The sequence below is a fragment of the Bizionia saleffrena genome (genome assembly GCF_008086175.1).
In the GTDB taxonomy this organism is placed as follows: domain Bacteria; phylum Bacteroidota; class Bacteroidia; order Flavobacteriales; family Flavobacteriaceae; genus Bizionia; species Bizionia saleffrena.
In genome coordinates, this window is sequence record NZ_VSKM01000019.1 from 21,401 (window position 1) to 33,609 (window position 12,209).

The 12,209-nt window shown below is 35.5% G+C and carries 11 protein-coding genes; 6 read left to right on the top strand and 5 right to left on the bottom strand.

Features of this window, described 5'->3' with window-relative positions; genetic code table 11:
* Positions 1-25 precede the first annotated feature (25 nt).
* The 3 genes from hemE to hemA form a co-directional block, all read right to left on the bottom strand.
* Positions 26-1,057 carry a uroporphyrinogen decarboxylase gene (gene hemE / locus ES676_RS13715; RefSeq protein ID WP_148370898.1) on the bottom strand — a complete coding sequence of 344 codons (1,032 nt, stop codon included), beginning with the start codon at positions 1,055-1,057 and terminating at the stop codon, positions 26-28.
* Between the two features lie 64 nt (positions 1,058-1,121).
* Positions 1,122-2,708 carry a hydroxymethylbilane synthase gene (gene hemC / locus ES676_RS13720; protein ID WP_148370899.1) on the bottom strand — a complete coding sequence of 529 codons (1,587 nt, stop codon included), beginning with the start codon at positions 2,706-2,708 and terminating at the stop codon, positions 1,122-1,124.
* Positions 2,701-3,948, bottom strand: coding sequence for a glutamyl-tRNA reductase (gene hemA / locus ES676_RS13725; RefSeq protein WP_148370900.1), 1,248 nt, complete (start codon positions 3,946-3,948; stop codon positions 2,701-2,703). Before hemA ends, hemC begins: the two co-directional genes overlap by 8 nt.
* 215 nt (positions 3,949-4,163) lie before the next feature.
* On the opposite strand from hemA, the gene ES676_RS13730 reads away from it, so the two are divergent.
* The 6 genes from ES676_RS13730 to ES676_RS13755 all read left to right on the top strand — a co-directional run bounded on the left by ES676_RS13730 (position 4,164) and on the right by ES676_RS13755 (position 10,551).
* A complete protein-coding gene (locus tag ES676_RS13730) occupies positions 4,164-5,051 on the top strand; it encodes an AraC family transcriptional regulator (protein ID WP_148370901.1) in 888 nt (295 codons plus the stop codon).
* 148 nt (positions 5,052-5,199) lie between these two features.
* Positions 5,200-6,234, top strand: a complete 1,035-nt coding sequence (hemH, locus tag ES676_RS13735) for a ferrochelatase (protein WP_148370902.1) — start codon at positions 5,200-5,202, stop codon at positions 6,232-6,234.
* The gene (locus ES676_RS13740; protein WP_148370903.1) at positions 6,235-7,593 is read left to right on the top strand and encodes an MATE family efflux transporter; all 1,359 of its coding nucleotides are present in this window, start codon (positions 6,235-6,237) and stop codon (positions 7,591-7,593) included.
* Entirely contained in the window at positions 7,593-8,138 is a 546-nt protein-coding gene (locus ES676_RS13745; RefSeq protein ID WP_148370904.1) for a CopD family protein, read from the top strand. Before ES676_RS13740 ends, ES676_RS13745 begins: the two co-directional genes overlap by 1 nt.
* A 156-nt stretch (positions 8,139-8,294) precedes the next feature.
* The gene (locus tag ES676_RS13750; protein WP_148370905.1) at positions 8,295-9,746 is read left to right on the top strand and encodes a sensor histidine kinase; all 1,452 of its coding nucleotides are present in this window, start codon (positions 8,295-8,297) and stop codon (positions 9,744-9,746) included.
* Positions 9,747-9,768: 22 nt separating this feature from the next.
* Positions 9,769-10,551 carry an enoyl-CoA hydratase/isomerase family protein gene (locus ES676_RS13755; RefSeq protein ID WP_148370906.1) on the top strand — a complete coding sequence of 261 codons (783 nt, stop codon included), beginning with the start codon at positions 9,769-9,771 and terminating at the stop codon, positions 10,549-10,551.
* A 769-nt stretch (positions 10,552-11,320) separates the two neighbouring features.
* On the opposite strand, the gene ES676_RS13760 is transcribed toward ES676_RS13755, so the two are convergent.
* Together ES676_RS13760 and ES676_RS13765 are read right to left on the bottom strand one after the other, a co-directional pair.
* Positions 11,321-11,527 carry a helix-turn-helix transcriptional regulator gene (locus ES676_RS13760; RefSeq protein WP_072353295.1) on the bottom strand — a complete coding sequence of 69 codons (207 nt, stop codon included), beginning with the start codon at positions 11,525-11,527 and terminating at the stop codon, positions 11,321-11,323.
* Positions 11,517-11,993 carry a hypothetical protein gene (locus ES676_RS13765; protein ID WP_148370907.1) on the bottom strand — a complete coding sequence of 159 codons (477 nt, stop codon included), beginning with the start codon at positions 11,991-11,993 and terminating at the stop codon, positions 11,517-11,519. The genes ES676_RS13760 and ES676_RS13765 overlap by 11 nt, the downstream gene beginning before the upstream one ends.
* Between the last annotated feature and the right edge of the window lie 216 nt (positions 11,994-12,209).

The window sequence follows — 12,209 nt, forward strand, 5'->3', positions numbered from 1 at the left end:
GTGAAATAGTGAAATCTGTTTTAGATTACGCCGGACTTTTATATTCTTTAACGGCATCAATAAATGCTTTGGCGTTTTCTACGGGAATGTTAGGTAAAATACCGTGGCCTAAATTTACGATGTATTTATCTTTTCCGAAATCGTTAATCATTTGCGTTACCATCTTTTTGATTTCTGAAGGTGGAGAAAATAAGCGCGTCGGATCGAAGTTTCCTTGAAGTGTTATATTTCCGCCGGTTAAGTAACGTGCGTTTTTTGCAGAACATGTCCAGTCGATACCTAATGCCGAAGCACCAGATTTAGACATTTCATCTAAAGCAAACCAACAGCCTTTTCCAAACGTAATTACGGGAGTATCATCTTTTAACGCATCGATAATTTGCTGGATATAACGCCAAGAAAATTCTTGATAATCTACAGGTGATAACATACCTCCCCAAGAATCGAAAACCTGAACAGCGTTAACGCCAGCCTTTACTTTTTCTTTTAAGTAAGCAATGGTTGTATCTGTAATTTTTTGGAGTAATTGGTGCGCTGCAATAGGGTTTGTAAAACAAAATTCCTTCGCTTTATCAAAGTTTTTGCTGCCTTGACCTTGTACGCAATAGCATAAAATAGTCCATGGTGAACCTGCGAAACCAATTAACGGTACGTCGTCGTTTAGTTTTTCTTTAGTCGCTTTTACCGCTTGATACACATAATCTAAAGCTTCCTTAACATCGGGCACAATTACATTGTCCACATCTTTTTGCGTACGAATAGGGTTGGGCAAATACGGACCGAAATTAGGTTTCATTTGCACCTCGATATTCATAGCCTGCGGGATCACTAAAATATCACAAAATAAAATAGCAGCATCCATACCAAAACGACGAATAGGTTGCATAGTAATTTCACTTGCTAATTCTGGTGTTCGGCATCGTGTAAAAAAATCGTATTTAGCCTTAATTTCCATAAATTCTGGTAAATAGCGACCTGCTTGGCGCATCATCCAAACTGGTGGGCGCTCTACTGTTTCACCTTTTAATGCTCTTAAAAATAAATCGTTTTTTATCATGATGGCCTTTTCCGCAACAGCGGGACTTTTTAATTATACTTTAGTTTATGGTGTACACCAAGGGTTACGATACGTAGTTTTTATTAACCAAATCGATAACGCTTTCTACAGTTGGTAATTTTGCGACGCGAACATCCTTAAAATGTCTAGACGCTTCTTTGGCAGTGGTATCTCCTATACAATAGGCAACCATAGTATCTGTCGGGTTGTTTTCTTGCTTAAAACTTTGTACCGTCGATGGGCTATAAAACATAACGCCTTCCACACTGTCTTTTAATTTTAAAGGATCTAATTTAGTTTGGTAAGCTTCCACCTCATTAACTGTAATATTATTTTCAGTAAGTAAAGTTGGTAGCTCTTCTAATCGTAGATCGCTACAGAAGTAAGTGACTTCGGTGCCTTCAATAAATTCGACTAAATAGTCTGCTAATTTTTTAGCATTTTTTTCTGTGTGGGTTACTTTGCCAATACGCTTTTCTATTTCGCGTTTTGTACGGCGTCCTACACAGTATATGTTTTTGAATTGTAATTCTATAGATGAAAAATTAGTTAAAAGTGCTTCAACTGCATTTTGACTGGTAATTACAACGTTTTCAATTTCATTTTTTAAGGCTCTCGGCGGAATTCTATTTAAACTAATTTTAATAAAATCACTGCTATCGATACTTACTTTGTCATTAAAAAGCTGGCGTTGTGCTTCGGTGAAAGATTTTGTAGAGTACACGTTTGTTAAACGCTCCGATTGTTTAATATCGTCCATTAAACGCTTACCACCGCGCTCGATAACGTAATTAGCACACCACTCTGCTAAATCGTGATGTTCTCCTACTTTTTTATTGCGTTTAACGCTAATTTTTTTAGTACCATCGTGACTTAATAAAACAGCTTCAAAAAACAATTCTTCTTCTTTAATGTAGGCATTTGCACCTATTGGAGCGGTACAACCCCCTTCGAGTCTGTTTAAAAATTCACGTTCTATATTTACGCAAGTTTCGGTTTCTTTATGGTTTATTTCTGCACAAATTTCTAAAAGCTCTTCGTCGTTTTCTAAGGCAGCAATCATAATTGCACCTTGACCTGGCGCAGGAATCATCCATTCTAAATTAATAGCCGTTTCTGGTGTTAATTCTAAACGACCAATGCCGGCAGCAGCGAAAATAGCACCATCCCAATGTTCAGACTGGTCCAATTTATCTAAACGCGTAATGACATTACCACGAATAGGCTCTACGGTATGCGTAGGGTAGCGGTTTAGCCATTGTGCTTTACGGCGTAAACTGCCGGTGGCAATAACGGCGTGCTCGGCACCTAAAAACTCTTCAGTAAATTTGTAAACTAGCGTATCGCGTACGTTACCACGTTTTAAAACAGCAGCTTGAACAATACCTTTTGGCATTATTGTAGGCACATCTTTTAACGAATGTACAACAATATCCACATCACCATTTAAGAGCGCAATATCTAAAGTACGTGTAAAAATGCCTGTTATTCCCATTTCGTATAAGGGTTTATCGAGTTCGATATCGCCAATAGATTTTACAGGAACCAATAGAGTCTGATGACCCAAATGTTGGAGTTGTTGTTGTACGGCTTTAGCTTGAAACATAGCTAACTTGCTATCGCGAGTACCAATTTTAATTATTCTAGGCATGAGTTGTTTTTTCTAACTGAAACACTTTTTGAATAAGTTCTAGACTATCGGTTGTAGAAATAGTCTCATCTTTTAAATGATGTGCAAAGTGATTCGTTATTTTTTGAATGATATTATTACTAATTAATTCTGCTTGCTCTTCGTTAAAATTAGAATTCTTTTTACGTTGAGTTTCTAATTCGGCAGTTTTAAAGTCTAGTAATTTATGTTTTAAAGCTTTTATGGTGGGCGCAAATTTTCGTGCAGTTAACCAACTGTCAAATTCAGTTTTCACCTCTTCGATAATACTTTCGGCTAGCGGAATATATTGTTTTCTATTCTCTAAAGTTTCGTCGGTCATTAACGATAAATCGTCTAAATGAATTAACGAGACATTGTCTAAATCTAATACGTTTACATTAACGTTTTTAGGAATGGACAAATCTAAAATTAGTAAGTTTTTTTTATCTTGAATAAGATATTTATCTACCGTTGGGTTTTGCGCTCCGGTAGCAACAATTAAAATGTCTGACGCATTAATTTCTTCTTGTAAAGCGGAGTAGTCTTTAACGACTAGGTTAAACTTTCCAGCAACAGCTTCTGCTTTATCTTTGGTTCTGTTAATTAAAGTAATGTGTTCGTTTTTGGTATGTTTCACCAAATTTTCGCAGGTGTTTCGACCTATTTTTCCGGTGCCAAATAATAAAATATTTTTAGCTGAAACGTTTTCAACTTGTCTCATAATATAGTGAACAGAGGCAAAGGAGACAGAAGTAGCACCTGAAGAAATTTCAGTTTCATTTTTAATACGCTTACTCGCTCGAATAACAGAATTTATTAAACGTTCTATAAATGGGTTGAGTAATTGGTGCTTTTTAGAGAGTACTGCACTCTTTTTTAACTGACTTATAATTTCGAAATCTCCTAAAATCTGGCTATCTAAACCAGAGCCCACACGAAACATATGCGATACAGCTTCGTTGCTTTTATAAATGTAAGCGACTTTTCTGAATTCTTCGACGGTACCTTTGGTGTTGTCGCAAAGCAATTGAATAAGCTGAAAAGGATGTTCTGCAAAACCGAAAATCTCGGTTCTGTTACAGGTGGAGGTTACTATTAAACTTTCAATTCCATTTTCTTTAGCTTGTTCTAATACTTTAGCTTTGCCAGTATCGTCTAAACTGAAGTGCCCTCTAATAACTGCATCAGCTTTTTTATAGCTTAAGCCAATGGCGTAGAAGTATGTGTTTTTTTGTTGCATGTTTTATTGTAAACAGGACTACAGGTTTTGTTAACGACAAATGTAATGGGACATTTTGGAAAAAAGTAACGCTAAAAGAACTTTAAGTATCGTTTGTGGTTTTTTGAGGTTATTTTTTCATAATATATGATAAAAGTCATACTTTTGTACTAAATTCAGTCACTAACAAGGCCTTTGTTTAGAATGAATCTAAATAAAAAAATAAAATTTAAGAAATGAGTCATCAAAAAAATGTCGCTACAGGGTTTTATAAAGAAACCAAGGTAGACGACGATGTTTTTGTGTTAACGTTTCATAATGAAACTAAAGATTCTCAGCTTGTAACACGAAATATAGGGAGTAATTTTATTCAGTTTCATTTTAGCATTAAAGGATCGAGCACTTTTAATTTTAATAATGGTAGGTATGGTCTAGATGTTTTAGAAGAAAACTCCTTGTTGCTGTACAATCCGCAGCGCGAGTTACCTATTGATTTGGAGATTAAACCAAATTCTTGGTTAATTACCGTGCTTATTTCTATTAAAAAATTTCACGGATTGTTTTCTCAAGAAGCCGACTATATCACGTTTTTAAGTCATGATAATCGCGACAAAAAATACTACAAAGACGGAAAAATATCGCCGTCGATGGCTATTGTACTAAATCAGTTAATTCATTTTAACCTGAATGAATCTATAAAACATATTTATTTTAAAGGAAAAACTTTAGAATTACTGAGTTTGTATTTTAATAGAAGTGAGGAAACCGATGTTGAGCAATGTCCGTTTTTAGTCGATGAAACCAACGTAATTAAAATTAGAAACGCTAAAGATATTATTATAAACCGTATGGCCGAACCACCAAGTTTACAAGAACTTAGTGACGAAATAGGGTTGAGTCTTAAAAAGCTAAAAGAAGGGTTTAAGCAAATTTATGGAGACTCAGTGTTTAGTTTTCTATTAGATTATAAAATGGAAGTCGCGCGTAAACTATTGGAGTCGGGCGATCACAATGTTAATGAAGTGGGTTTAAAAGTTGGTTATAGCACGTCTAGTCATTTTATCGCCGCCTTTAAAAAGAAATACGGCACAACGCCCAAAAAGTACTTGCAGTCTTTAGGCTAGAGAGGAGCAAATCGAATAGAATAGTAAAAGAGAATACGGTTCGTTAAAAAGAATATTACAAATTAGAGTTGTATTTTTGCAATTCGAAAATTCAATAAAATTAGGGCACTATCTAAGGTGTTATAGTTTTAAAATAGTAGACATAATAATGAATAAAAAAGGAGTACTACTCGTAAATTTAGGATCGCCAGAAAGTCCAGAACCTAAAGATGTAAAAAAATACTTAGGAGAATTTTTAATGGACGAGCGGGTTATAGATGTGCCACTTTGGGCGAGAACCTTACTCGTAAAAGGTATCGTTTTAAATACACGACCAAAAGCATCGGCGGCCGCTTATAAAAAAATATGGTGGGAAGACGGTTCTCCATTAATTGTGCTTTCAGAGCAGTTACAAGAAAAAGTACAAGAGTACACCGAATTTCCTGTGGCCTTAGCAATGCGTTACGGAAGTATGACGATTAAAAAAGGTTTGCAAGAATTAGTAGATAAAGGAGTGGAGGAAGTGTTCTTAATACCCTTATACCCGCAATTTGCAATGGCAACCACAGAAACCATTCTAGTATTAGCCGAAGACATAAGAAAAGAAAGTTTCCCGGATCTAAAAATCGATTCGCTACCCGCATTTTATAATAATCCTGAGTATATTTCTGTGCTTGCCAATGCGATTAAAGACGACTTAAAACACAAAAAACACGATTACTTATTATTTTCGTATCACGGGGTTCCAGAACGTCACATTCGAAAAAGTGATATTACCAAATCGCATTGTACTATAGATGGTTCTTGTTGTAAAACACCATCGCCAGCACACGAGTTTTGTTATAGACATCAATGTTTGGAGGTGACGCGATTAGTTGCTGAAGAGCTAAAACTCGAAAAAGACACGTATTCAACATCGTTTCAATCGCGTTTAGGTTTCGATCAATGGTTATTACCGTATACCGATAGAACTATCGAGAGACTAGGAAAAAGTGGTGTTGAAAATATGGCAATCGTAACCCCTGCATTTGTTAGTGATTGTTTAGAAACGCTTGAAGAAATTGCTATGGAAGGCGAAGAACTTTTTCAAGAAGTAGGAGGAAAAGAATTTAGCACCATACCGTGTTTAAACACTAATAAAGACTGGGTAGCACTTTTAGCACAATGGATTAATGAGTGGGCGTTAGCGCCAATTAAAGCGTAAATGCAAAAAGAAAACACCTCAACATATCTAGGTACAGAAACAATAAGTAAACTATTAGTTAAGCAAGCAGTTCCAGCCTCTATTGGTATTCTGGTAATGTCACTTAACATCTTGGTCGACACTATTTTTGTTGGTCACTGGATTGGCTCTACAGCTATTGCAGCCATAAACGTGGTGTTGCCGGTCTCATTTTTTATTGCCGCTTTAGGTATGTCTATAGGTGTTGGGGGGGCGTCCATTATTTCTAGAGCTTTGGGCGCTAATAACCACAACAAAGCACTTAAGGTTTTTGGTAACCAAATTACGTTAACCTTAATTCTTACCATTGGCTTTGTAATCGCGGGTTTATGGTTTGTAGATGCTATAATTCCAACATTTGGAGGTAAAGGCGCTATTTTCGAACCTGCTAAAGTGTATTACAAAATTGTGTTGTACGGCGTACCATTTCTGGCGCTGTGTATGATGGGGAATAGCGTTATCCGCGCCGAAGGAAAGCCTAAATTCGCAATGTACGCGATGCTGTTTCCGTCGGTTGGGAATTTAATTTTAGACTACCTATTTATAAACGTAATGGACTTTGGTATGGCAGGAGCCGCTTGGGCAACTACAGCATCCTATCTTATGTGTTTCACCTTTATTTTCTGGTTTTTTATGTCTAAAAACTCAGAGTTAAAAATTGATATTTCACATTTCGGATTCGATAAGTCCATCGTGTCAGAGATTTCAAGTTTAGGGTTTGTCACCTTAGCGCGCCAAGCAGTAGTGAGCATCACTTATCTGTTTATGAATAATATTTTGTACAATTTAGGTGGGGAAACTTCGGTGACCGCGTATGCCATTGTTGGGCGTATGTTAATGTTTGCTCTGTTTCCTGTTTATGGTATTACACAAGGATTTTTGCCTATTGCGGGTTATAATTATGGCGCGCACCATTACGGTCGCGTCAAAGAAACCATAGCCACCGCCTTAAAATATGCCGTTGGTTTGGCTATTGTCGTCTTTATCGTTTTAATGGTATTTCCAGAATCTATTACCCGACTGTTTACTACCAACCCCGAAGTTATAAAAGAAACCCCAAGCGCTATGCGTTGGGTGTTTGCCGTAACGCCAATCGTGGCCGTTCAGCTTATTGGTGCTGCCTATTTTCAAGCCATCGGTAAAGCCGTGCCTGCATTATTGTTAACCTTAACGCGGCAAGGGTTTATCTTTATTCCGCTTATTTTTATTCTCCCTAATTATTTCGGAGAGTTAGGCGTGTGGATGTCTTTCCCTATTTCCGATTTGTTAGCGACCATTATCACCGCTTATTTTTTAAATCGCGAAGTAAAAACTAATTTAGTACCCTCAAAAGCAAAGTAATGGACTATTACAATTACATCAAAGCGCTACATCTTATTTTTGTTATCACTTGGTTTGCCGGTTTATTTTACATTCCGCGATTGTTCGTGTACCAAATCGAAGCCTTCCATAAACCTTCGCCCGACAAAGAAATTCTTGGTAAGCAGCTCAAAATAATGGCCAAACGTTTGTGGTATATTATTACATGGCCTTCCGCAATATTAGCCACAATTTTTGCCATTTGGTTACTTATTTTAGTGCCCTCGTGGTTGCAACAGTCCTGGATGCACGTTAAACTAATCTTCGTTGTATTACTTATATTATACCACTTAAAAACACAGGTTTATTTTACGCAATTACAAAATGATGTCGTTAAAAAAACTTCCGGTTTTATGCGATTATGGAACGAGGGCGCCACTTTTATCCTGTTTGCCGTCGTGTTTTTAGTCATCTTAAGAAGCGCCATCAATTGGGTGTTTGGGGTAGTCGGTATCCTCATACTCGGTATTTTATTAATGCTCGGCTTTAAAATGTATAAACGCATCCGAGAGAAAAAAGGCGAATAACCTATACGCTTTGGGCGTTACCCGTTTCCGCGAAAAGCGGCAACCGGTCGCGCTATCCACTATATCTTTTGCAGAAAAAGCAAAAGGATGCCGTTTCTATCGCTAACGCAGTATAATGGTTCGATTATTGCTATATTTAATGCTTTAAAACAAGTAATGAAAATAAGAAAACTCGCCTTACGTGTCCGCATATTTTTAGCAATGATTTTGTTAGTCATGGTGTCCTCATTACTTATTGCCACCGTTTACATTTATCAATACAACGAGGAAACCCAAGATTACCATAAGCAACGTTTAGAGCGTAAAGAAAGTGCAATCATCAATAGTTTAAAATTTGTTATCCGCGATGCGACGTATCCAGTAACGACTGAGAATATTCCGCTAATTTTTAAAACAAAAATTTACGAAGTCGCCGATGTGCATAACATTCAAATTAATCTTTACGATCTTCAAGGGTCTTTGCTAATTTCATCAAAAGCCGATTTGGCGCCCGATTTATCTAATAAATGCATCGCTGCCGAAGTTCTAAACCAATTAATAAATACGGCCTCGCATCGTTTCGAAAAAAAGGAAATAAAATTAGACGAAACCTTTCGCTCTAGCTTTCAATATATTTACGACCAGAAGTTTAAGCCGTTAGCAATTATCAATCTGCCGTATTTAGAAAACGACGATTTTCTAGCTAAAGAGCTTAACGAGTTTCTTGCGCGCTTAAGTTATACCACATTGTTAATTTTGGTAATAGCCGTAACGTTAGCCTTTTTCTTATCGAAATACATTACCAAATCGCTAAAGCAAATTAGTGATAAAATGCGAACCACGCGATTAGAAAAACGAAATGAAAAAATTAATATAGAACACACTAGCGAAGAAATTACAGAACTTATAAAATCGTATAATAATATGATCGATGAGTTGGAGGAAAGTGCAATCATATTAGCAACAAATGAAAGAGAACGCGCGTGGCGTGAAATGGCAAAACAGGTGGCACACGAAATAAAAAATCCGTTAACGCCAATGCGATTGAGTGTTCAGAATTTTCAACGGAAATTCGATCCTAACGATCCCGAAATATTTAATACAGTAAACGAATATACCGCTACGCTTATCCAGCAAATCGATACAATGAGTTCTATTGCCAGTGCATTCTCTAACTTTGCTAAAATGCCAGTTCAAAAAAACGAGCAACTTAACGTGGTTAAAATTGTTGATTTAGCGCTAGATATTTTTGTGGAAAACGACATCCAGTTTCATTCTAATACAGAAGAAATAATGGCTAAATTTGATAGGTCGCAATTAATACGTATTGTAACCAATTTAATAAAAAATAGTATTCAAGCTATCCCCGAAGGGCGAACGCCAAAAATTAGTGTGAGTGTTTTAGGAGATGCCCAAAACGTCACTATTAAAGTGGCCGATAATGGACTTGGTATTGCCGAAGAAAATAGTGTAAAAATATTCGAGCCCAAGTTTACGACCAAATCCAGCGGGATGGGATTAGGCTTAGGAATGATTAAAAACATACTGGAAACTTATAACGGATCGATTACCTTCGAAACAGAGAAAAACGTGGGAACGACCTTTACTGTTACGTTTCCTAAAGAATAATTACTAATTAAAATTTATAGATATGAATTATAAAAACATACTTACCGCGTTTAATAACGGTATTACAACCATTACTATTAACAGACCCACTAAATTAAACGCTTTAAACATAGCAACAATTCAGGAGTTGCACACCGCTTTCGATACGGCCGATAAAGAGGCGAACACTAAAGTAATTTTAATTACAGGAAGTGGAGAAAAAGCATTCGTCGCAGGTGCCGATATTAGCGAATTTGCAGATTTTGATGTGGCTAGCGGTGCCGATTTAGCGGCTAAAGGGCAAGAGTTATTATTCGATTTCGTCGACAATTTAAGTACTCCGGTAATTGCGGTCGTAAATGGTTTTGCATTGGGTGGCGGACTGGAATTAGCAATGGCTTCGCATTTTAGAATAGCGAGTACCAACGCAAAAATGGGATTGCCAGAAACGTCTCTCGGTGTTATTCCTGGATATGGAGGTACGCAACGTTTACCACAATTAGTGGGTAAAGGGCGCGCTATGGAATTGGTAATGACGGCCGGAATGATAGATGCTGCTACCGCAAAAGAATACGGTTTAGTAAACCACGTTGTGGAATTAGAAGCATTAATGCCATTAGCAGAAAAGATAGCCGGTAAAATTATGAAAAACTCATCAGTAGCGATTAGTAAAGCGATTACCGCGGTAAATGCTAATTTTAAAGTGGGCGTTAATGGTTTTGAAACCGAGGTTAAAGAGTTTGGGAACTGCTTCGGTACCGAAGATTTTAAAGAAGGAACAACAGCCTTTTTAGAGAAAAGAAAAGCTGATTTCTCAGGAAAATAGATTTTTAGTTTATAATGTTTAATTGCAGGGATAAACTTTATTAATCGTGTAATAGCTTTTAGCGAGTTATAATAATGACGTCTTTAATTATGATGTTTTAAATTTACACAGTGTATAACGTTTCAATAAAAAAAAAGTCCTTCAATCGAAGGGCTTTTTTAGGTTAATAAATAAACGTAATACCGTTTTATTATCATTTAAAATAATCTTCTTAGTTTTTTATTAGCTGGAATTGCTGAGTCCGTAAAAGGTCAAAATGTAGAGTATTTACTTCCTCTAAGGGGTTAATCTTTTTACCAAATGATTTTTTATGCTAAATTAGAATCAACATAGCCGCACTTCTAGACCACTAATACCCATTAAAAAAAGTGATTAATAGTCTCATAAAGCTTAAAAACTACTTCCTTTATTTCGGCACTACGGTTTCCCGTAAATAGACCATCTCATAATCATTTACATTTGATATTATAAAAAAACTAGTTTATGGATAAGTCAGCTAGGAGATGAATTTTATAGTTAAAAAGTAATTAATGTGATTGGAAAGTTCATTAAGAATTAATTTTAGTTTTTACGATTTTTTACAATAAATTAGAATAAGTAATTTCTATATTGTGGGAGCTACTATTTCAGTCGTTTTCCATATCCAGTTACCTGCTTTTGGTAATTGTAATTAATAGCAATTTTAATCTGAAAACAACGCATATACCATCTGTTGAGGTGGTAAAGTATTGATTATATATTCATATAACTAAGTTGGCAGTAATATAACCTAAACCCAATCTGAATCTTCCAAAGTAAAGATTTCGCTAATTTCAACTTCGAAAATTTGAGCTAATCTTAAAGCTAAAACTGTTGACGGAACATATTTCCCTAATTCCATTGCATTAATTGTTTGTCTACTAACTTTCGCCAATTTTGCTAATTCAGCTTGAGTAATATTTTTTTTTGCTCTTTCAACTTTAATACTATTCTTCATAATTAGCTGATTTTTTAAGTTTAGAAATTTGCCAGTTAAATCTAATAATGAAAAACAACAATACTGTGAACATATTAAATATCATAACCCATAAAAAGGAAAAATCGAAAATAAACAAAAACGAAAACAAAAGAATTCCATAGTTTACATAAACAGCCCAAACCAAAGACTCTAATCTGATTTTTGATATATATTCATCTTCTGATTTTTCTTTAGAAAAAGCGACAAATAAGGAACTGATAATAATTAAAATCCCGAAAATTTCATTCAGTATATTATTTTTAACCATTCCGAACAGTTTTTTATCCGTAAAAAAGTCGTCTATAAAAATAGCAGGAACATTGAAATCTAAAAAACTTGGCTCATACTCATAAATAAGTGTAATCAAACCAATAATTGCGGATGGAATAAGAATAAACCAACCTACTCTTTTGAATTTATTGGGAAATAAATAATTTGCTTTCATAATATTAGAATTTTACTTTAAACAAATGTAAAACAAATAATACTATTTGACAAACAAATTTTACATTTAGTAAAACAAATACTACTGCCAACAAAGTACTGTGGTAAAAAACAAGTAAAAACCCATTAACTTTTCACTAAAGTACTTCTATAAGAATCATCATATATTAATCCAGATTTTGCTATTGCAAAAGCTTGTTTTAGTAGCTTATTACAG

Bases quoted from the DNA above. Each gene is read 5' to 3' on its own strand.
- ES676_RS13750 (WP_148370905.1), top strand. From the start codon at position 8,295: ATGAAAATAAGAAAACTCGCCTTACGTGTCCGCATATTTTTAGCAATG.
- hemH (WP_148370902.1), top strand. From the start codon at position 5,200: ATGAATAAAAAAGGAGTACTACTCGTAAATTTAGGATCGCCAGAAAGT.
- ES676_RS13730 (WP_148370901.1), top strand. From the start codon at position 4,164: ATGAGTCATCAAAAAAATGTCGCTACAGGGTTTTATAAAGAAACCAAG.
- ES676_RS13740 (WP_148370903.1), top strand. From the start codon at position 6,235: ATGCAAAAAGAAAACACCTCAACATATCTAGGTACAGAAACAATAAGT.
- ES676_RS13765 (WP_148370907.1), bottom strand. From the start codon at position 11,993: ATGAAAGCAAATTATTTATTTCCCAATAAATTCAAAAGAGTAGGTTGG.
- ES676_RS13755 (WP_148370906.1), top strand. From the start codon at position 9,769: ATGAATTATAAAAACATACTTACCGCGTTTAATAACGGTATTACAACC.
- ES676_RS13745 (WP_148370904.1), top strand. From the start codon at position 7,593: ATGGACTATTACAATTACATCAAAGCGCTACATCTTATTTTTGTTATC.
- hemC (WP_148370899.1), bottom strand. From the start codon at position 2,708: ATGCCTAGAATAATTAAAATTGGTACTCGCGATAGCAAGTTAGCTATG.
- ES676_RS13760 (WP_072353295.1), bottom strand. From the start codon at position 11,527: ATGAAGAATAGTATTAAAGTTGAAAGAGCAAAAAAAAATATTACTCAA.
- hemA (WP_148370900.1), bottom strand. From the start codon at position 3,948: ATGCAACAAAAAAACACATACTTCTACGCCATTGGCTTAAGCTATAAA.
- hemE (WP_148370898.1), bottom strand. From the start codon at position 1,057: ATGATAAAAAACGATTTATTTTTAAGAGCATTAAAAGGTGAAACAGTA.